This window comes from Klebsiella sp. GL120222-02 (assembly GCF_003097195.1).
GTDB classification, from domain to species: domain Bacteria; phylum Pseudomonadota; class Gammaproteobacteria; order Enterobacterales; family Enterobacteriaceae; genus Klebsiella; species Klebsiella variicola.
In genome coordinates this window covers 305,281-326,335 of sequence record NZ_QEQO01000008.1, presented here as the reverse complement: position 1 = coordinate 326,335, position 21,055 = coordinate 305,281, and the positions used below count along the sequence as shown (strand labels likewise).

Annotated in this window: 16 protein-coding genes and 1 pseudogene; 1 reads left to right on the top strand and 16 read right to left on the bottom strand. The window is 37.5% G+C overall.

Annotated features, from left to right (window positions below; translation table 11 throughout):
• The 16 genes from N438_RS22550 to N438_RS22480 form a co-directional block, all read right to left on the bottom strand.
• On the bottom strand, nt 1–483 hold a 483-nt coding region (locus N438_RS22550), incomplete at its 3' end, for a sugar phosphate nucleotidyltransferase (protein WP_165818816.1).
• Nucleotides 484–709: 226 nt separating this feature from the next.
• On the bottom strand, nt 710–2,116 hold the full coding sequence (gndA, locus tag N438_RS22545; RefSeq protein WP_048964951.1) for an NADP-dependent phosphogluconate dehydrogenase: 1,407 nt from the start codon (nt 2,114–2,116) through the stop codon (nt 710–712).
• A gap of 142 nt (nt 2,117–2,258) precedes the next feature.
• Nucleotides 2,259–3,341 (bottom strand): acyltransferase, encoded by a 1,083-nt coding sequence (locus N438_RS22540; RefSeq protein WP_048964952.1) that lies wholly within the window; start codon nt 3,339–3,341, stop codon nt 2,259–2,261.
• A 73-nt stretch (nt 3,342–3,414) separates the two neighbouring features.
• Nucleotides 3,415–4,812, bottom strand: a complete 1,398-nt coding sequence (wcaJ, locus tag N438_RS22535; RefSeq protein ID WP_048964953.1) for an undecaprenyl-phosphate glucose phosphotransferase — start codon at nt 4,810–4,812, stop codon at nt 3,415–3,417.
• Nucleotides 4,813–4,888: 76 nt separating this feature from the next.
• Complete coding sequence (locus N438_RS22530) at nt 4,889–6,043, bottom strand: glycosyltransferase family 4 protein (RefSeq protein WP_048964954.1); 1,155 nt, start codon at nt 6,041–6,043, stop codon at nt 4,889–4,891.
• Between the two features lie 174 nt (nt 6,044–6,217).
• Nucleotides 6,218–7,198 carry a polysaccharide pyruvyl transferase family protein gene (locus tag N438_RS22525; RefSeq protein ID WP_048964955.1) on the bottom strand — a complete coding sequence of 327 codons (981 nt, stop codon included), beginning with the start codon at nt 7,196–7,198 and terminating at the stop codon, nt 6,218–6,220.
• 16 nt (nt 7,199–7,214) lie between these two features.
• Nucleotides 7,215–8,684 (bottom strand): hypothetical protein, encoded by a 1,470-nt coding sequence (locus N438_RS27620; RefSeq protein ID WP_133246606.1) that lies wholly within the window; start codon nt 8,682–8,684, stop codon nt 7,215–7,217.
• Nucleotides 8,685–8,752: 68 nt separating this feature from the next.
• A complete protein-coding gene (locus tag N438_RS22520) occupies nt 8,753–9,937 on the bottom strand; it encodes a glycosyltransferase (protein WP_075206960.1) in 1,185 nt (394 codons plus the stop codon).
• Between the two features lie 29 nt (nt 9,938–9,966).
• Nucleotides 9,967–11,088 carry a glycosyltransferase gene (locus N438_RS22515; RefSeq protein ID WP_116696524.1) on the bottom strand — a complete coding sequence of 374 codons (1,122 nt, stop codon included), beginning with the start codon at nt 11,086–11,088 and terminating at the stop codon, nt 9,967–9,969.
• Nucleotides 11,085–12,248: a glycosyltransferase family 4 protein gene (locus N438_RS22510; RefSeq protein WP_116696523.1), complete on the bottom strand. Its 1,164-nt coding sequence runs from the start codon at nt 12,246–12,248 to the stop codon at nt 11,085–11,087. The genes N438_RS22515 and N438_RS22510 overlap by 4 nt, the downstream gene beginning before the upstream one ends.
• A gap of 12 nt (nt 12,249–12,260) precedes the next feature.
• Nucleotides 12,261–13,523: a cellulase family glycosylhydrolase gene (locus N438_RS22505; protein WP_080895345.1), complete on the bottom strand. Its 1,263-nt coding sequence runs from the start codon at nt 13,521–13,523 to the stop codon at nt 12,261–12,263.
• 17 nt (nt 13,524–13,540) lie between these two features.
• Nucleotides 13,541–14,752, bottom strand: coding sequence for a hypothetical protein (locus N438_RS22500; protein WP_048964958.1), 1,212 nt, complete (start codon nt 14,750–14,752; stop codon nt 13,541–13,543).
• 45 nt (nt 14,753–14,797) lie between these two features.
• Entirely contained in the window at nt 14,798–16,957 is a 2,160-nt protein-coding gene (locus N438_RS22495) for a polysaccharide biosynthesis tyrosine autokinase (protein WP_048964959.1), read from the bottom strand.
• A 14-nt stretch (nt 16,958–16,971) separates the two neighbouring features.
• Nucleotides 16,972–17,406: a protein-tyrosine-phosphatase gene (locus tag N438_RS22490; RefSeq protein ID WP_042004748.1), complete on the bottom strand. Its 435-nt coding sequence runs from the start codon at nt 17,404–17,406 to the stop codon at nt 16,972–16,974.
• A 5-nt stretch (nt 17,407–17,411) separates the two neighbouring features.
• Complete coding sequence (locus N438_RS22485; RefSeq protein WP_048964960.1) at nt 17,412–18,545, bottom strand: polysaccharide export protein; 1,134 nt, start codon at nt 18,543–18,545, stop codon at nt 17,412–17,414.
• 145 nt (nt 18,546–18,690) lie between these two features.
• Complete coding sequence (locus N438_RS22480; RefSeq protein WP_116696522.1) at nt 18,691–20,124, bottom strand: capsule assembly Wzi family protein; 1,434 nt, start codon at nt 20,122–20,124, stop codon at nt 18,691–18,693.
• A 286-nt stretch (nt 20,125–20,410) separates the two neighbouring features.
• Here N438_RS22480 and N438_RS29180 point away from each other — a divergent pair.
• A pseudogene (locus N438_RS29180) lies at nt 20,411–20,538 on the top strand (hypothetical protein).
• Nucleotides 20,539–21,055: the final 517 nt, after the last annotated feature.

Here is a 21,055-nt window from a genome sequence, read left to right as displayed (position 1 = left end):
GAGGGCCACGCCGCGCTGGATGTAACCGTAGCCGGTTTCCGGGGCGTTCGGCACGATACCGAAGGTGACCAGATGGCCTTCATCGGCATACTGCTCGGCGACGCGGATGGCGTCGTGGAAGACCGGCAGGTTATTGATGATATGGTCGGCGGCGAGGACCAGCATCAGCGGGTCGTCGCCGTGACGGGTGGCCTGGAGGGCCGCCAGGGCGATGGCCGGGGCGGTGTTGCGCCCGACCGGCTCAAGAATAATGTTGTTGGACAGCTTGTTGAGCTGGCGCAGCTGTTCGGCCACCAGGAAGCGGTGCTCTTCGTTACAGATGACCATCGGTTCATGGATTTCAAGGCCCGAGAGTCGGGTGATGGTTTCCTGCAGCATGGAGTTCTGCCCGTACAGCCGGAGGAACTGTTTCGGGTAAAGCTCGCGAGACATCGGCCAGAGACGACTGCCGGTACCGCCAGCCATTATCACAGGAAGTAACATATTAATTTCCTTTAATTAAAACCCTGTTATTTAACACCCAGTAATTTACTGAGGCCAGAAGCAGATTAATATAGGCGTACAAGATAATAAATATGGCAAATTCTTAAAAAGGTTAAAAATTAGATATTAGAAATATTTTTAGAAAGGAAATGCTTAAGGTCAGGTTGCAACATTAAATATAAATTTAAAAACAGTCAGGCCAAATGGCCTGACTGTGTGAAGAAATTTATTCCAACCATTCTGTGTGGAATACACCTTCTTTATCAGTACGCTTATAGGTGTGCGCACCAAAGTAATCACGCTGAGCCTGAATCAGGTTAGCTGGCAGAACTGCGGAACGGTAGCTGTCGTAGTAGGCAATTGCGGCAGAGAACGTCGGTACCGGAATACCATTCTGCACGGCATAAGCCACGACATCACGTAGCGCTTGCTGATAGTCATCAGCGATCTGTTTGAAGTACGGCGCCAGCAGGAGGTTAGCAATGCCAGCGTTTTGCGCATAAGCATCGGTGATCTTCTGCAGGAACTGCGCACGAATGATACAGCCAGCGCGGAAAATCTTAGCGATTTCGCCGTAGTTCAGATCCCAGTTGTATTCATCGGAAGCAGCACGCAACTGGGAGAAGCCCTGAGCATAGGAAACGATTTTACCGAGGTACAACGCGCGACGCACTTTTTCGATAAATTCAGCTTTATCGCCGGCCGGCTGAGCCTGCGGACCACTCAGCACTTTCGACGCGGCTACACGCTGGTCTTTTAGCGAAGAGATATAACGAGCAAATACGGACTCGGTAATCAGAGACAGAGGTTCGCCGAGATCCAGTGAGCTCTGGCTGGTCCACTTGCCGGTACCTTTGTTTGCAGCTTCATCAAGAATGACATCAACGAGGTACTTACCTTCTTCATCCTTCTTAGTGAAGATATCTTTGGTAATATCGATCAGGTAGCTGCTCAGTTCACCTTCGTTCCATTCGGTGAAGGTTTGCGCAAGCTCTTCGTTGGAAAGCGCCAGACCGCCTTTCAACAGTGCATAAGCTTCGGCAATCAGTTGCATGTCTCCATACTCGATGCCGTTATGAACCATCTTCACATAATGGCCAGCACCGTCAGCACCGATATAGGTCACACATGGCTCACCGTCTTCAGCAACCGCAGCAATCTGCTTCAGAATCGGAGCGACCAGCTCATAGGCTTCTTTCTGCCCACCAGGCATGATGGAAGGCCCTTTCAGAGCTCCCTCTTCACCACCGGAAACACCGGTACCGATAAAGTTAAAACCTTCGGCAGACAGCTCACGATTACGACGGATAGTGTCCTGGAAGAAGGTATTGCCGCCATCAATGATGATGTCGCCTTTGTCGAGGTAAGGCTTCAGGGAATCGATAGCGCTGTCGGTGCCAGCCCCGGCCTTCACCATCAACAGGATACGACGTGGTTTTTCGAGGGATTCAACAAACTCTTGTACTGTGTAGTAAGGAACCAGTTTCTTGCCTGGATTTTCGGCAATAACTTCTTCGGTCTTTTCACGGGAGCGGTTAAAAACGGAGACGGTATAACCACGGCTTTCGATGTTCAGCGCTAGGTTGCGCCCCATCACGGCCATACCGACAACCCCGATCTGTTGCTTGGACATTACATACTCCTGTCAGGTGTGGTCACTGCGACATGTTCGCAGCTTAATTTTGATGTTCATATTAGCGCAATGGTGCTTAAGTGCATAGGGTAAAATGATGCATAACAGAGACAAGCAAAAAAGCCTTTATTAAAATAAGCCTTTAGAAGGCATTATTTGATGTGGTTTTTTTTTGTATAAAAATTGCATGTAATTTCTTTTCAAGCAAGAAGTAACTACACAACCCTACAATGACCGATAATATTATAGTTAACATTCCTATTATAGAAAGCATCATCATTGAAAGGTCAAATTTCTTACAAACAACACCGAATCCCATAACAATAAAAGTATGGCATAGATATAGAGAGTAAGAGGAGTCTCCTAAGATAACTAAGTACTTATTGCATGAACCTTTGGAAAACCATACAAGAAAGAAAATAATAGCAAAAAAGACCATTGCTACTTTACTAAACTCTTCGGGGACAATACCCAAAGCGATAACAAAAAACAATACAAAACAAATTGATATACTTAAATACATGGAAATAACAGAAGAAAACAGATTGATAATCTTATCGCAATAATTATAAATAAAAATACCGAAAACAAAAAAATAAAATAACTTTGAAGATATAAAAAAATCGATATATGGAATTCCTGTTATCGAACCTTTACCTAGTACTATTATTAAAGAAAAAAACAAAAAGGAAACAATTAATACCTTACGCTTAGGTATATTTGTTAGAATCAATATAGAAAAGAAAATGTAAAAAAACATTTCATATATAAGAGTCCACCCTTGGCCAAGGACTGGATTTATTTTGCTGGGTTCTTCATCGGAATATGGTAAAAGCAAATAAGATGAAACTATTTTTTCAAAGGAATAATGATGTTGTTTCAAAGCTAAGCCTGCAAACCAAGCCACGAGAAGTAATGTCAGCCAAAACCAATAAATAGGATAGATACGAATAATTCTTTTCTTTAAAAAAACAGAAGAAGCCTTTTTATCCCATGTTTTATTAAAAGTCGTTAAGGACATTATATATCCACTAACAATAAAGAACACATAAACACCAATAGTACCAATCCCTTGCAAATTACGTAATATTCCCCCGGTTATTCCTTCAAGATGGTAATATATATTAAATTGAGTTAATGTATGATCCACAACAACTGAAAGCGCAGCTATGCCGCGCAGTGTTTGGATTCTAGAGTTTTTGTTAAAGCCAATATCATTAGCCATTTAGACCTCAATTTAAATATTATAAAACATCATGTAAGACTTAGAACACGTAGCAGGTTAAGGTAAATATTACTTAATAAGCTGACTTATTGATAAAGCCTTTGAAGATAGTAAGGAAAATAATTTTCAAATCTAACCATATACTCCAACCACGAATGTATAGCAAATCGTATTCAATTCGCTTCTCCATTTTCTCTAATGTATCTGTCTCTCCACGCCAACCGTTGATTTGAGCCAAGCCAGTAATACCCGGTTTAACCTTATGTCGAAGCATGTAACCTTGAATAAGAGATCTATACTGTTCGTTATGAGAGACAGCATGCGGGCGTGGGCCAACAACAGACATCTGACCAAATAATACATTAAAAAACTGAGGTAACTCATCTAGTGAGGTACTTCTAAGGAAACGTCCAACCTTTGTCACTCGTACATCATTTTTTGTAGCTTGTATTACTTTATCGTCATTTTCCATAACAGTCATCGAACGGAATTTCCAAACCTTAATAGGTTTACCATCCATACCATATCGTATTTGACGAAAAATAATTGGACCAGGTGAAGAAAATTTTACTGCGAAAGCAATGCCAATAAGCACAGGAGAAATTAGTACTAGAATAATACTAGAGACAACAATGTCTTCTAACCTCTTGAACAACATATTGATACCGCTCAATGGCGTATCAAAAAGAGGTACTACGGGTACGCCATTGATTTCTTCAGTTCGAGACTGCAAAATATTAAACGTGAACACATCCGGTATAAGTAACACTGAACAGGTAGTATCTGTAAGTTTTGACACAAGATCTTTTATAATTTGCTCATCTTTCATACTCAGTGCAATATATATACGATCAATTTCACCTGCCCTAGCTTGGGCTATTAATGTAGACAATGAACCACCATAAGGCACATTACCATATTCGATCTGTGGCTTATCATCATAAATACCTTTAACAACGAACCCCAACCACGGTTCCTCTAAAAAACTCTGAAGTAAACTAATAGCAGCAGGGGAAGAGCCGACGACAGCAACTCGCCGTGTATTGTAACCTAACTTGCGTAACACTCCAGCACCAAGACGTATAAAAGTACGGCAAAAAATGAAACCCAACACAACAAAGAAATACCAAAATATAAACACTTTCACACTAATATCGAAATCTGGGAAAAGTGAAATTAATCCAGATGTAAGTATTATACTCAGTGTCCAGTTTTTGATTATCATAATAAGTTCGGCAGAGATCTTCACACCTCTCCATGAGCGATAGAAATCAGTAATTCCGCCAATCATTTGAAATACAACAAGAGCCGTTAGACCGATTAAATTTGCTTTATAAGAAATATTGAAATTATAAAACAAGCAAGTTGTATACAAACCTAAAAAAATAATAGCAATATCAGAAAACCTTTGCACTAAAGAGATTATTGACGCATTAGCATTCGCACGAACACGATGGGAAAATGTTATCATATGTATTTTACTCATATTCACAACTGACTAACAACAATAAATACAAACGTATGTTACAGTTGAAAAAGCAACATAATTAATACTCAATACTTTTTGAGGTATTAAAATCCAACCATTTTGTTGATACATAAGAATTAAACTCGTCGCGAAATCTTTCTGCAGAAAATTTTAAGGCGTTATTTCGGCAATCACTAGGGTTAATATTATGAGAATTTTCTTCGAAACTATTTACGGCATTGATCAAAGAACTTATTGTTTGTTGTTCAAAAAAGAAACCAGTTGCTTGAGCTACACCATACGGCCTGACAGTTTCCAGTGAACCGCCTTTACCAAAAGCAATTACAGGAGTACCACATGCTTGAGCTTCGACTGGAGTAATTCCAAAATCCTCTTCTGCAGCAAAAACAAAAGCTTTCGCTTTTTTCATATAATCCTCCATGACACTATTCGGCTGATATCCTAATATCTCCACGTTACCTTTGGCTTTATTTTTTATTTTCATCATTTCACTACCATCACCAATAACAACTAATTTCTTGTTGGGCATTTTGCTAAATGCCTCAACAATCAAGTCGATTCTTTTGTAAGGAACTAATCGCGATGCTGTGAGATAAAAATCTTCTTTCTGATCTACTAACTCAAAACGATGAACATCAACAGGAGGATAAATTACATCAGCTTGCCTTCCATATACCTTCATGATACGACGGGCAATAAAATGAGAGTTAGCAATAAAATGATCTACGCCATTAGAAGTTCGATAATCCCACATGCGTATTTTATGAAGAATCCATTTAGCTAACAATCCTTTGATACCTTTATCAAGACCAGACTCTTTTAGATACTGAAACTGCATATCCCAAGCATATCTAATTGGCGAGTGTACGTAACTAATATGCAACTGATCTGGCCCCGTCAATACGCCTTTTGCAACGGCATGACTACTTGAAATAACAACATTGTGCTTGGTCACGTCTAATTGTTCTACCGCAAAAGGCATGAATGGTAAATATTTTTGATATTTCTTTTTTGCAAAGGGTAAATTTTGGACGAAGCTAGTGGTAGCTTTTTTTCCTTGAAAAAAATTTCTATCTTCATCTGAAAGATATTCGACAAGAGCGTATAATTCAGAACTCGGATAGAGTTCAATGAATTCTTTAATAACTCGCTCTGCGCCAGCATAAGTTACTAGCCAATCAGCTACAATACCAACACTAATATCCTGCGACATAATTTATCCCTTAAAATTTTACTTAGTACAATCGCCAAATTTAAAATTACTTTTTGGTAAACCATTACTATTGTTTAATTAATACAAACGTACTTTTTAAAAAATTAATTTCATCGATATGCTAAATAATTTATTTTGCCGGCTAACAGCCGGCAGCATTATATAAGGTTATATTCAATCCTTAACAAAGGAGAGGCATTTCTCAATTAGATCATTAGCATATGGGACATGTAAATCTTTATTGGTAAGAGTAGTATTCATACCAATTTTATTTCCATCAAAATTGAAGTTACAATGAGATTTACCAGACGCTTCAACATCGATACGGTTAAAGAAATCAAATAGTCCATCAAATCTACAATTATCAACTTTAGTTTTGAATCCACCATTAACAAAAATAACTGGTGTACCCATTGCCAAACAAGGCAGGGCAGTATGGATTCTCGATGTTACAACAAAGCGTGCAGCAGATAATCGTTTCAAATAAGCGTCAGCTTTTTGGAATCCAACTTCAGCAGAAATATAAGGAACCATTTGATCAATATAGACAGCGTTGTCTAAAACGTCCTCTTCAAAATATTTTTGGAGAATATCTCTTTTGATCGTAAGCTCTTTAATCCTACCATTAAGGATTCTTTTTCCTAAACGAAGTGGTTGTTTGATTAACTGCTTCATTGATAATGAGTCATGCATGATATCGACAAAAATTACTTCATCGGTAATTTTTGTACGTTTATATGAATGGCCAAGTGTTAAAGTCATACATCCTGAATAGTAGGCATCAATTCCTTTAGCTAATAGTAAATCTCTAGTATGATTATCTCTACAACCTATTGGTTCATGTTTTTTAAAATGTTCAATAACTTCTGGTCTAAAAATTCTGTCTACTATTGAAGAATTCAGATGCACTGATACATATAATGGTTCTATTTTTGTTGATGGGGGAAAGTTCTCAGGATTGGCCATATACCACGCATTCATTATCATCTTTACAGTTTCATCGTTGTATCGATGCATTCCTTCACGCGTGATGTAATGATCTACTGAAGGTAGAAATTGTTTAGCCGCTGTACTTTGAACATAGTCACCTAGGTTAAGGAGATTTTGCTCTTCAAATTTCCCACCCTCATAAACGATAACACCATACTTACTCATGTTCTCACCTTAAAAATCAATTAAATATCTTACTGTAAATTTTCTTACCTTTCTGATTGCAAAAGTTTTTCTCATCTTTTGATAATACAAAAAAGTAAAAAAGAATCAAAACAAACAAACTTGATAGTAAAGTTAAAGCCATTAGTCCAACATATGTTTCGGGAAGGAATATATCAATCCAATAAGCAATTATAAAAGAAACGGTTGCAACGATGAATAACTTTATTAAAACATTTAATACATACCCTCTTATGTCATAATCTATTACACCACTTACAATTTTCATCCGATAGAATAATAATAATAAAGTAGAGCTTACACGAGCAAATACGACAACATATAATGGCAATCGGCTATATACCAAAACAACTGCAAAAAGTAAATTGAGAAGAATAATACAACTGATTGTTATTTGATAACGTTTAAGTTTTCCAACAGCATAAATTACTGTTACAAAAGGTCCAGAAAGACAATCGATCAAAACATATAACACTACAATTTTTACAAGTGAAACTAAATACTCGGGTACAGTATTCAGCCATATTGATAAAATAAAATGGGTGTCCGTGAATAATGGAACTACTGCAAGCAAAACAAGTCCAAACGATAATTTGCTTGCTTGTGTGAGTAATTTATTAAGATAAGATAAATCACCCGCAGCGTAAGATTTAATTATCTGAGGATTAAATGCAGTTTGAAAATTCCCAGTAACTCTATTAATAGCAGCCAATACTTGATCTGATAAACCAAGAGATGCATTAGCAACAACACCAAAGAATATATTTACTAATATCGCAATTCCTTGAGACAATGCAACAACACTTATTGAACCGAGAAGTGTCCAACCGGAAAACGAAAACATCTCAATAAGTATTTTTTTATCAACTTTCAAATCCATTTTGCATATTTCGAACTTCACAATGCAAAATAAAAAATAACAAAGAAAAATAAACAAATACCCACATAATACTAGAACAGCATATGCCTTTAAATTGTCATTAAAACTAAATGCTCCTAAAAGAAAAACAATGAACCATCGTTGAAAAGCATCCAATACACCAATCTTTGCATAAACCTCCATCCTTTCACAGGCTATAATTGACGCAATAAAAGGTGTTTGTAATATTTGTACAGATAGAGCTAAAAGTGAGAAATGGAAAATCCATGCTACATCTTTTACCCGATCAGAAGGAATACTTAAATGTGAATTTACAAACCAAAGGCCAATTGTTTCACCTAAAAATAAAATAATTATTGCTATACCAAAATGTACTACAACACTAGTATTAAATGCTCTGTTTGTCCAAACATAATCGTTTCGCCCCAACCCCATTGATAGAAATCTTTGAGTTGCAAGAGTAGTAACGTTTTGAATAAAACCAAAAAGTACAATTACTCCTGCGATAATACTATATATACCTAGATCTTTAACACCTAAAGCTTGTAGTAAAATTCTTGATGTATATAGCGAAACGATCATAATCATGATCATTCGCGAGTATAGCATTATAGTATTTTTTGCTATACGTTTATTTTTATCTGTCGACAACTTATTTATCCTTTATAAATAGAATTATCGTTATTCTCAATTAAATCTAGCATTTTTTTTGTTCTCGATTGATATGTATATTGTCGAGCTAGTTCTAATCTTTTCTCTAATGGAATAGCATCACCGTCTAAAGCTTTATCAACACCCTCTATAAATTCTTCATTCGTGGTACTAATATAAACATAGTCCTTAAATTCTTGAATAGCCTTTAAATTAACTGATACAACTTTTCTACCTGCTGCAAGATACTCAAAAAACTTCATTGGAAACATGTTATCTGTGTAAGAATTAATCATATTAGGTAAAAGTGCAACATCAAAATATTTCAGATATGATGGCAACTCATCATATTCCTTTGGTCCTAAAAGGTGAATATTCTTATGATTTTCTAAAATTGAAACATCTGTATTAGGATCCCCCTCTCCAACCAAACCTATTAGTACAATATGATATTGTGGTCTGCTTTTTGCCAGCGAAGATAGTAATTCAAAATTAACTTTGTAACTACTAATTGCACCGATAAATCCAAGAATCGGTCCTTCAATATTTTTCAAATCCTTTGGTCTTTCGTAACCTTCAGTAATGCTCGTGTTGAAATGATTGAAATCAGCTACATTTGAGTGATAATAGGTTCTGTCGTTTAATAACTTACGAGATTCATATAGCTTCGGGGCAGTGACAAAGACTATATCAGAATTAACTATTAACTCATTTTCTGATTCTTCTAAAATTGAAACCGGCATTCCTGGTTGAGCCTTAATCTCATCAACACAATGATAAACAACATAACTATAATCTTTTAAATTAAGTAGTCTTTTAGTAAGTGGATTATACGTCCATAAAACCTTATCTCTGAATTTAAGATGCTTTGTCCAAAAACCTATCATTCCTTTCAAATAAAGTCTATTAAAACTCCTTATTAGTTTATACTTATTCCATGGGAGAGTTACTGGCGACCAAACCCATAGATTTTCTCGTACATGGCGTGGAGCTTTAAACATTTTGAATATACGTTTTATTGCTCGAGTTAAATCTTTTTTATTAAGCGAGGGAGCTCTAAGACCAAGGGAATCAATATAAAATACTTTAAAGCCAAGTCTGGATAATTCTACCGCGACATGTTGTTTATTTGTCCAGAAAGGATTATCCCAGTCGGCAGTAGATAATAACACGATATCTTTGTTTTCCATTAGTAACCCTTTTCAGCTTGTAAGTTTTATTAAGATAATTTTTTCAAAGCGGTGATAAAATCATTTTTAAACTGATTTTCATTACGCATTAACACATTACTCAAAGTTGCTTTATAGTATGTTGGTTTTCCATCAGATTTAATATATTCTTTGATTTTATTTGCTAAACTTATAGGGTTCGATGGTTTAAATAAACATTCAGCATGCAAATAATCATTAAATCCAACTATGTCAGAGGCAATAATATGTTTTTGTAGTAGAGCCGCTTCTAGCAATACGAGAGGAACACCTTCAAATCTTGAAGGTAGTACTACTAAATCACATCCATCCATAATACTTACTAGGTCGTTACGGTTGCCTAATAGGTGAATTGTTTCACTAAGTTTATATCGTTTAATGTGTTCATTAATAATCTTCTTGTCCGGACCTTCACCAACAATATAACAAACGATATCTTTGCAATTCTCATTTTTTAGATAATTAATAGCTTCAACGAAATCTAATTGACCTTTTTGTTTGTTTAATAACCTGCCAGGTAATACTATTTTAATAACATTTTTTTCATTAAATGAAGGAGGCGGGTTGTCAATTTTTTGATAATTCTTCTTATCAATGAAATTTTCAACTACCAGCACATTTGCAGAAGTCTTCTCCTTAAGATCATTAGCAACGGCATTGCTTATAGTAATAAAAGAATTAGGTAATTTATAAAGAGGAACACATAACATATCTTTAATTATTGTGGATATGCTTCTTTGCTCCATTTGAAAATGGTAATGGACCATAGGAATGTAAGAGATAATTTTTTTTCTTAATAACTTTGCAGCTATTATAGCTATGTTTCCAGATTCAATTCTACCTTGCGATACGCATAGAGTCTTATAAACAGGGTGTTTGGCCTTAAGCAGTTTAATAAATGAATATATTCTTTTCCATCGAAACCAAACATACAATGATGAAAATTTTGGATCGAAATCTTTGATGGTAATAATTTCTGAGAAGTTTCCATTTTCTTTACAATAATCTATTGCAATTAAGTTTGATTCATTAATAATGATAATGGACTTTTCGGAAAATGACATTGCACAGGCAGCAATTAAATACATGCGTTCTTGCCCACTAAAGATCCTTGCCTCACAGTAAAAAATCATTTGATTTCCTTTTCAGCTAAAAATTTTTTATATATACAATCATATTTTTCAGTTGAAATATGGATGTCAAAATTCTCTTCTACATAGTGCCTAGCGTTTTTACGGATCACTTCTTGTTCTTCTGATTTCATTGCTTCTATCAAACTCTTCTCTAAAGCAATGCTACTAACTTCTTTACATAAAAAACCTGTATATTTATCGAAAATTTTATCAGGTATGCCACCAACAGGCATTGCAACTATAAGAGCACCATGCGTCATCGCTTCTAACGTTGTTAAACTGCTGCCCTCATAGCGGGAGGGTTGAACAAACAAACTGGAGCATGCTATTGCAGTTTGTACGTCTTCATCAGATGCTGCGGAAATGATATTAAGTTTGACATTGTTTTTTCTACAAAAATTTTCAATATCAACTTTATTTTTGCCACGCCCATAGTGATCCCAAGAAAATTTAATTTGAGACCATTCTTTTTTCGTTAAATTAGCAAGTGCTTCAGCAAGAATATCATAGCCTTTGTTATATTCAATTCTGCCAACACTCACTATTTTATAATCCGTCGCTTGTTTTTTTTCCTTTACTAAGCGTCTTAAAGCATTTATGTCAATAGTGTTTGGAATTACAGTTATTTTTTCTGTGTTTAAATTTTTTCTAACTATTTCAACCAACCTTTTATCCGTGGCTATGACGGTATCTGCTAAACAGGCCTTGCGCAGTAAATGTTTAGTGAATCCACGATTAATTATACGTAGAATGGAACCTGTTCCAAATTCTTCCATACCATGTGGATTAACAATTGTAGCCTTATTTTTAATAAGCTCTGTGTTTAACGAAGCTAAAACGCCAGCCGATGCCCCATGAAAGTGTATAATATCAATATTATTACTACGCACACCTAATTTTTTAGCTACCTTCTTACACCAGATATAGTATGCAGCCCCCATAGTCATGAGTACTTTATATTTATCCCAAACTGGCCATGGAACATCAATATGATTTATAAATGATGGTATATTACCCACAACTCTTGTCTTAGGTGCTACTAGATGAATACAGTATCCTTTACTGTGCATTTCGTAAATATGCTGTTCAGCAGCTTTTTCCATACCCCCAACACCTTTTCCGAAGGATATAGAACGCACCACTATATAGAGATTTTTCATAAATATACCATTTTATTTTACAGAAACGTCTCGACTTAAATTCTTTTGATCAAAATTTTCTGAATTTTGTGCACTAAGTTTTTTTATTCCGAAATATGGTATTCGTCCATTTTGCTCAAGCTGTTTTTCATTCCAATAAATTGTATAATCTTTTTGTGTTAGTGAATCTTTTACTTCAATGTTAAATTGCTGAGCGTTGTTAGTGTTAGTTGTCGATATTTTGTCAATTCTTTTGTTGTTTAAAAATTTTTGTAAATTTATAAATGCCTTCGCTGCTGGTTTTGGATTGAAATTAGAATCATAGAAACCAAAGTTATGCTCTTGGTTTTTCATATCGCCGCCATCGTTGCTTAAATCATACCACCATATACCTTTTATATAGCTTTTACTTTTAGCCAATAAAGAATATTTAACAACGTAATCAGCGGCTTCAACTGGATCAACTCCACCAAGACCAGCGTGTGTTGGGATTCCGATCTCTGTAATATAAAGAGGAACCTTTTTAATATTTTGATCTTTAATTTTGTTATAAAATTGATCAATTTTATTAATATTATATTCGGGATTTCTTAATTTCTTATTTGCATTTAGAAATGAATAAGGATGAATTGAAATACCATCGATATAATTTAATATACCCTCGTTTATAAGAATCGTGAACCAATCACTATCAGATATATTTAAGCGTCTTCCTGTCGGACTTAGAGGATTAAATGACCCAGCGAGTATGATTGCAGAAGGATCTACAGATTTAATCGCCTGACTTGTTTTCTTTACCAACTCTAAATATATTTGCGGTGGAGGTATCTCCCCCTTCCCTTTCATTCCTGTTCCAACCGTCCATTCATTCCAAATCTCATAATATTTGACCTGCCCCTTATAATTTGAGGCAACCCATTTTGCATATTTAGCAAAAGCTGCAATATCTTGTTCATTAGTAGGATACCCACCGTTATTGTAATTTTTATTTCCATAGTCAAGAATAACCAAAGGGGATATATTGTATTTTTTCGCCCCACGAATTATTTCATCAACTAGTTTAAGCTTTGGCGGTATGGCATATACACCTTTAGTTCTTTCTACAGAATCCCACGTTAAATCCTGTCTAAATGAGTTAAAACCACTTTTTTCTATAAGCTGAAGAAGGTTGTCATTTTCTAAGTCATATTTATTTGCATGAATTCCAATACCAATTGTTTGTTCACTTGCAAAAGCATTTGTATAAAAAAAAGCGAAACAATAAATTAATGAGATTAATGTTTTTCTTTTTTTCATAACACCTCCTAAGTATATTATTGATAGTTAGGATTTAACTTGATATCTCGTTCTTTTTTTTCAGAAACTATCATGCCTATAATAACACCACCATATACTGAATAAAAAGATGCTTCAAAGAGATTAGAAGTTATACCACCTGTTAAAATAACTAACGATATTATTAAGAATTGTTTTGTCGATTTTGACAGGGTTAATCCAAAGCTTAAGAACTTCATCATAAAAAAGAACGAGAAGAAAATACTAAAAACACCAAATATGACATACAAATATACATACATATTATCGGCTGAATTTGCCAATGCTGGTGTGAAGTAATATGTTGGAACTCCTATTGAACCAAAGCCTTTCCCGAAAAAATACTGCAGAGGTGTTTCAAGTAACAACATTGCATTTGGCCATGTTTGATACATCCTTATTAGCATTGTATTTGTCAACATCCCCGTTGACACGTTACTAATATTGAACATGCAATAATATGAGAACAACGTCAGGAATAAAAATATTGTTTTCACAATATATTTTGTTATAAAAGATGAACAAAATATCAAAATAAACACAAAACCTAACGTTACCATCGTTGTCTTAGTTGTTGTTAGGTATATCAAATATGCAGAAACTGCAAAAATGACTAACAGACTGATAAACCTTCTCTTTTCAAGAAGCGTATATCCCAAAAATGTACAAGTGATAATTACTAACGTAGCGGAACTAACCGATGTCCCCGTAAACCCAGGGTTTCGCATCATTCCATCGGAGATCCAATCACGCGAAACAACTTTCGTAACCCCAGCTATCTCCTGTTCAGCACCTATCCATTCTGCCCCAAATTGATTTACATAAAAAATACCTACCGCACAACTAAGGAAATAAAACAAATTGAACTTGAAATTATTTACAAATATCCTTTGATACAATTCGGTTGAATACAAAAACGCGAATAAAAATGGAATAAAAATATAAATACCGAAAACAGAGCTAACTAATGAATTGTTATTCATACCAATTAGAACATAGATTGATAGAAAAACCATTAGTAATATATAACTTAATTTCTTAGGAATTATTATACATAATTTATAGCCTACTAATAATATCATCAAAGCTATAGGTGCGAATCGGATATATGCAAGATAAAGTGTCAATGGCCCCGTAAAAGCTTTAACAAATATAAATAAATGAAAGGTAAACCAGACTAACTCATCTATTTTAATTTTGAATTTTATCATATGATTTCTTAGCCGGCTAAAAAGCCGGCCTTATAATTAAAACAATTAATTTTTTTCAGTATATGAATAACCATAGTGGTTATAACCATACCCATATTGACTACTTGCTCTTCTTACAACTCCATTTAGTACACATCCTTTAACTTTTACATTACTTTGTTCAAGCCGACGTATACTTACTTCAATTTCTTTAGCGGTATTCTCTTCAAATCGTGCGACTAATAACGTAGTACCCGCATATGAACCGACGATTACCGGGTCCGTTACTGCTAACACCGGTGGTGTATCAATGATTATTAGATCATAAAAGCGATCGGCCCATGTCAACAATTCTTGCATCCGTGGATGCATCAATAATTCTGCAGGATTAGGTGGAATCTGGCCTCTAGATATAAAGTCAAAATCAGCTTCATCAATTTTCTTTACAACATCTTCTTTTGTACTTTTCCCAGATAAATAATCAGAAAGGCCATTATTAATTGACATGCCGAATACCTTATGCACGTACCCTTTACGCATGTCGGCATCAATATATAAAACTTTCTTTCCTGAATTAGCAATAATCGCTGAAAGGTTAGAACTTATAAATGTTTTACCTGCGTTCGGACTTGCACCAGTAATCATTAGCACTTTATTTTGTGCTTCCATCATTGCAAAATGTAAACTTGTTCTTAATCCGCGTATAGCTTCAATAGATATATCAGCGGGATTAGTTAAAGATAAAAGTGTATTTTTCGAATTCCCATCAATAGATGTTGTATTTTTGAAAGATTTTTTATTCAACCATTCAGAAACAGGCACATTAGCATAAACATTAATACCGATGTTCTCTAAATCTTCTGGAGATTCTATGCCTCGGCGCAATGAGATTTTAAGAATTATTAATGCAACTGATAAGAACGCACCGGACAATATACCAATTAAGATCCCTAATAATTTTCTAGGTTGTACCGGTTTTGGTTCTGTTACAGCTTGGTCAATAATTCTCACGTTACCAATTGCACTCGACTTGGCAATGCTTAATTCTTGTTGCCTATTTAATAACTGCATATATACAGCACGACCAGATTCTACATCCCTACTGAGCTTTAATATCTCTTGTTGAGTAGATGGCATTGCTGAAACCTGTTTGTTCAAACGACCTTTTTCTTTTTCTAAGGTATTTCGTTTCTCAAGTAGCGCTTTATAAGTTGGATGCTCTTTCTTATAAAGTTGTGAGATCTCTGCTTCTTTGAAAGTCAATTCATTAAGCTGATTATCAACATTAACTATTTGATCTAATACAGATTTAGCTTCCAAAGACAAATCCACTGAATCTTTTTGCCTTCTATAAGCATTTAACTTATCTTCAGCAGAATCAAGGTCTTCTCTCACAATCGGTAATTGGCGATTTAGAAAATCTAAGCTTTTTGCATCTTGAGCAGCCTGCCTATCAATATTTTGGCGTAGATAATTATCACTAATTTTATCAAGTATATCAGTGATTAACTTAGGGTTTTCACCAATCAATGTTAGACTTAACATACCTGTATCTTTGCCTTGCTCATTCACAGCAAAAGCTTTTGACAAATTATTTATCGCTTCTAGTTTTGATACCTTTTGGACGTCAAATACAGAACCAGGTTCTGCTTCAATTCCAGAAATCAATAACTGAATATTGTTGTTATTTAAAGGCTTGCCGACGTGACCTTCATATTCAAACCCCTCACCTTCAACTCTAAAGGCACTTTCAGACAATACTGTAACTGAAATTATATTTGGGTCATCACTTTGGTTCAAAAAATTCAAATTACTGACAGTAATTTTCCCTTCATTTCCGCCTGTTAGCCGCGCCCATCCCTTTCCAAAAAGTGGAAAGTATTTCCTTTTTACAATTAACTGCAGATTCAAATCATCAACAGTTTTACCAAGTATCATTCTTGACTGTAATAATGAAATTTCTGGAGCTGATTGAGGTGCTGTATCGGGCAGCACTTGACTTAGGCTATTTAATATACTATTACCCTGCTTTTGTTCCACTTGGATCAACGAACTAGCTTGGTATATAGGAGTGGAAAAAAATACGTACATCACAGCCAGAAGCGTTGTAAAAGATACTATAGCTATAATGATTTTCGTATGATCGATTAGTTCTCCAATCAGACGCCCAATATTGAGTTCATCTGTGTCAGAGAATAGATTATTCTTCTTTACCTCGGATCCCATACTTTATATCCTGATCATTTATTCAGTTTATCAATCCAGCTTTTACAAGCGTGATTAATAGTTCCAAAGACAGATTCAAATGCTTCATAGCTTTTACGATATGGATCAGGGATCTCCTTCTGCCCAATCCAATATCCTAGTAACATTGTCTTACCTCTTGCTTCGGGTGCAATTTCAGAAATTTTCTCTATATGTTCTTTTTCCATTACGAGAATAAGATCATATTTCCTAGCAAGGGACGATGTAAATTGCTGTCCTTTATGTCCATCTAATGTAAAGCCATTTCTTTCACAGATCAAAGCTGCTGTTTCATCTGCTTCGTGCCCGACAAGAGCGCCAGTACCAGCAGAGTCAATTTTTTTTAATGGCAAATGGTTTCTTAAAAGCCTTTCTGCTATCGGCGAACGACAAATATTTCCTGTACAAACCACCAATATAGATTCAAACATATATATCACCAAGTCCTAATAAATTTTCCAGTTTCAGTAATATCATGAACTCCGGTAATTGTCGGAACCAATTGCGAAATCACGCGATTCCACCTAACGATAGGCGCAGTTGTTACATATACAATATCGTATGGTTGTAATTGGAACTCTGTTCCTAGAACCATGGCAGACGCATCTTGTGCATTTAATTGATAGATATTAGCAATTTTACCTTGTTTATCATCTTTCAATTGTCGAATTACAAATATACCAGTTGCATCACTCATTTCTTGAGAAATACCTTCAGCATTTCCCAAAGCTTCAGCAACAGTCATTCCGCTGCGATCCATTTTCAATGTACTTTGTTTACCAACCTCGCCCATAACAAATACTTTAAGATCATCATTACGTGGAACGAAAAGTATATCCCCTGGGTATAGTAAATGATTCTCGCTTAAATCCCCTTTTTGCATTAATGCATACAATGAGACTTTAGTGTCTTTTCCGTTATGCGTTAATACAACATTTCTCCAGTCGGCATCAGGAGCGAGACCACCTGCAGCATTAATCGCATCCATCACAGTTAATGGAATGTTGGTAATAGGCTGCTGTCCTGATTTTGCAACCTCTCCAGTAACGTATACTTTCTGGGACCGAAACGCGGCAACGCTTACATCTACCTGCGGGCTTTCGATATAGGTGGTTAAACGGCTTGCGATATCCTGGCGTACCTGGCTCAAGGTTTTGCCCGCCACCTGCACCTTACCGATATATGGATAGAAAATGGTGCCGTCGGAGTTGACCCAGTTACCAGTGTCGCTGGCGCTACGGTACTGGCCTGCTGGTGTTGTCAGCTCCGGGTGATCCCAAACGGTTACCATTAATACGTCGCCAACCCCAATGCGATATTCATAACTCCGCAGTAAATTATCCAGCTGCGGGTTTGGACGAGCAAGTACAGTCTCTGGACGGAGCTGGTCGATCAGGCCTGGAGTCATCGGATAAACATTAACCAACTTATCCAGATCGTAGTCACTGTCCGGTAGCTCAACCACGTTCTTACGCAGACTATTTAATCCCTGACCAGGGATGATTGTACAACCCGATAAAAACCCAATTGCCAATGCTAATGCCGAAAATCTAACAATTTTTCTCTTCATAATGTCACATCATCAGTAAAACAAGATTTGCCAATTCCTGAGCAGCTGTCATAGCCGTTGATTCCCTGCCGGCTTATGGAGAGATAAAAGCTGACTGCATCCTGCAGCGCTACCACTCCCTCTCCCCTATTTTCAGCATTCAGCCTTATAAACTAAACGGTATCTCTATCCCTGCACTGGCCCCAACGTCATCGCTGTCGCTGTTGTTAGCATTGGTATACCACAGGGAGGTATTCAGGCGGACCGACTGATAAACGTCTCCACTCCAACCGAGCTGAACACCTTTAAGCGTGTCAGAATGAGGAAATGCTTTGTTAATTGTTTGCTCTTTAGGATTGACTTTGGCATAAACCAGACGTGTGCTCCAGCGTTGGTTATCCTCAGTAATTAGTTCAACCTTGCCAGCGAACAACTGACCATCCCCTCCCATCGCATCACCTAGCGGATAGCCTTGTTGGTAGTAACCGTCTTTATAGATGTGATGGGTATAACTATAATTGGTCCGGCTCATATTTGTGCGCGTATCATGCGCTTCCAGGTACCAGTTTACGGCATCTTTTCCCCATCCGTGGTGTCCTTCAACCCCGCCGAGGAACATATTTGCCGAAGGCAGATAACCTGACTCATCCTCACCGATCATCTGTCCGTAGAAACTGACCGGCCAGCCGAGAGTTGGCTCGAGTTTAAACTTAAAGTCAAAACCAGCCAGCTGGTTACCAGGTTCGTTATCTGTCCCGGTATTGTCTTTCCCCGTAAAGCCATCCCAGAAGCTACTGAAGGATTGCGGTCGGCCTTCCCCACCCCACTGCATAATGCGCGACGCGCCTAATTCTAATGACTGGAACGGTGTGAAGGTAAAGCGTCCGCCGATAATTTTGGCATGAGGTACCGCGGTATATTGATTCATCTGGCTGGCGGAGATCTGGTACTGCCATGGACCCACCCAGCGTAACCACCAGGTCTCTGGAGCCGCCTGCTCTGCCCGCTGCATCAGGAAGCCGGTCATAGGCCGCATCGCATCCCCGCGGATCAGGCTGCCTTCATAACCAGGCCCCCACCACTGCGGTACCTGGCCAAAGGAGAGCCACTGGTTCCAGAACTTCACCGCGCCGTAGGCGCCGTTGGCGTTGAAGCGCGAGCCGTTGCTGATCCGCTCTCCCCCTTCGATGTTGCCCTGGAGGTGGACATCCCACCACTCGCCGCTGTTGTTGAACGCCAGGCCTAACGAATTATCTGCCGGCTGCGTCTGACCAAACCCCTGCGGGGTCCCCGGCTGGTCAGTTGAAGTATAGCCAGTAACCCGGAAATCAGCTTTTAAAGCAGACAGTCGCTGATTGATACGGGCCAGCACCACTTGCTCAGAAGAATAGGACGGTTTGGCCTTTTTTAGCGCCCGGGCGATCTCTTCCTGGCTCAGCGGCCAGGTCGACAGGCTCAGATGAATGACCCCGCGATCGGAAAGCCAGGCAAGGTCGTTTCGCAGATCGTTATCATTTACCACTAACCCGGCCGCGTAAGCCTGGGCTCCCAGTGAGGAAAGCAAGCCCAACGTCACGGCAATGCGCGCAATTTTTATCATTGTACAAGATCCATTTTCAACCCCGCAGTCGTATCTCAATGAGAATGAGGGGAATACCAAGATAGAAAGCGCTCGCGGCACCAGCTGACTTCACTGTGCAACACCGGCGAGGCAAGTACAGTTACCCTAAGCTGCTTGTCACCCTTATAACATCCACCCAGCTCACAATGTAGGCGAATTTTACCGTACAGGCTATCAATGAGACGGGAAAATTGGTGAACAGGCGATATCAGCAGCCGCTCCTGACCTCGTTAAAGGGATACCTGATGAACATGATAGATATCTTATGGCGTCAATCACCCAGAGTGCATCGATTTTTATAGCCGTTCAGAGAAGGGATTTTGTACAGCAGCAAGTGGTTTCAGCGACGCTACCGCCCCTGGCTTAACAGCTACCAGCGCACTGACTACCTGAACGGCGTATTTAATCGGCCTGTGGGTGATAAATTGGTCAGGCCTTTATTTTTTGCGGCGTTAAGTCTACGGGATTTCGGTCACAATTGGGAGTCTTACTGCCGAATATCTGCCAATTAATCCCATTCGCTGTTTTATTGGCGAAAAATAAGCGGCCCGCCAATAAAGATTATTTATTGCTCTCAACGCTCTAACATCTACCTGACGCCGCCACTTCACCACAGATACAGCTAACCACCTGTTAAGAAAGAGCTTTTCCCTGAGGCTTACTCCATTCAAAAATCAGATAATAACACCATAGTCAACTACAATTTCTAATAGTTACACGTTAAAGGATTATTCATCCAACATTGAACAGGTGCCTTCTGAACGCATTTAAGAAACGTCTAACCACGGCTATATCCACGCAAATTGGCAATAACAATGTAGTAGCACTGCATTATTTCATAAATATGAATTATCAATTGCTTGGCATATAGTAGATTATTTTCTTATTTGTCTAATTAACCGGCGAAAAC

Bases quoted from the DNA above. Each gene is read 5' to 3' on its own strand.
- gndA (WP_048964951.1), bottom strand. From the start codon at position 2,116: ATGTCCAAGCAACAGATCGGGGTTGTCGGTATGGCCGTGATGGGGCGC.
- N438_RS22540 (WP_048964952.1), bottom strand. From the start codon at position 3,341: ATGGCTAATGATATTGGCTTTAACAAAAACTCTAGAATCCAAACACTG.
- wcaJ (WP_048964953.1), bottom strand. From the start codon at position 4,812: ATGATAACATTTTCCCATCGTGTTCGTGCGAATGCTAATGCGTCAATA.
- N438_RS22530 (WP_048964954.1), bottom strand. From the start codon at position 6,043: ATGTCGCAGGATATTAGTGTTGGTATTGTAGCTGATTGGCTAGTAACT.
- N438_RS22525 (WP_048964955.1), bottom strand. From the start codon at position 7,198: ATGAGTAAGTATGGTGTTATCGTTTATGAGGGTGGGAAATTTGAAGAG.
- N438_RS27620 (WP_133246606.1), bottom strand. From the start codon at position 8,684: ATGATTATGATCGTTTCGCTATATACATCAAGAATTTTACTACAAGCT.
- N438_RS22520 (WP_075206960.1), bottom strand. From the start codon at position 9,937: ATGGAAAACAAAGATATCGTGTTATTATCTACTGCCGACTGGGATAAT.
- N438_RS22515 (WP_116696524.1), bottom strand. From the start codon at position 11,088: ATGATTTTTTACTGTGAGGCAAGGATCTTTAGTGGGCAAGAACGCATG.
- N438_RS22510 (WP_116696523.1), bottom strand. From the start codon at position 12,248: ATGAAAAATCTCTATATAGTGGTGCGTTCTATATCCTTCGGAAAAGGT.
- N438_RS22505 (WP_080895345.1), bottom strand. From the start codon at position 13,523: ATGAAAAAAAGAAAAACATTAATCTCATTAATTTATTGTTTCGCTTTT.
- N438_RS22500 (WP_048964958.1), bottom strand. From the start codon at position 14,752: ATGATAAAATTCAAAATTAAAATAGATGAGTTAGTCTGGTTTACCTTT.
- N438_RS22495 (WP_048964959.1), bottom strand. From the start codon at position 16,957: ATGGGATCCGAGGTAAAGAAGAATAATCTATTCTCTGACACAGATGAA.
- N438_RS22490 (WP_042004748.1), bottom strand. From the start codon at position 17,406: ATGTTTGAATCTATATTGGTGGTTTGTACAGGAAATATTTGTCGTTCG.
- N438_RS22485 (WP_048964960.1), bottom strand. From the start codon at position 18,545: ATGAAGAGAAAAATTGTTAGATTTTCGGCATTAGCATTGGCAATTGGG.
- N438_RS22480 (WP_116696522.1), bottom strand. From the start codon at position 20,124: ATGATAAAAATTGCGCGCATTGCCGTGACGTTGGGCTTGCTTTCCTCA.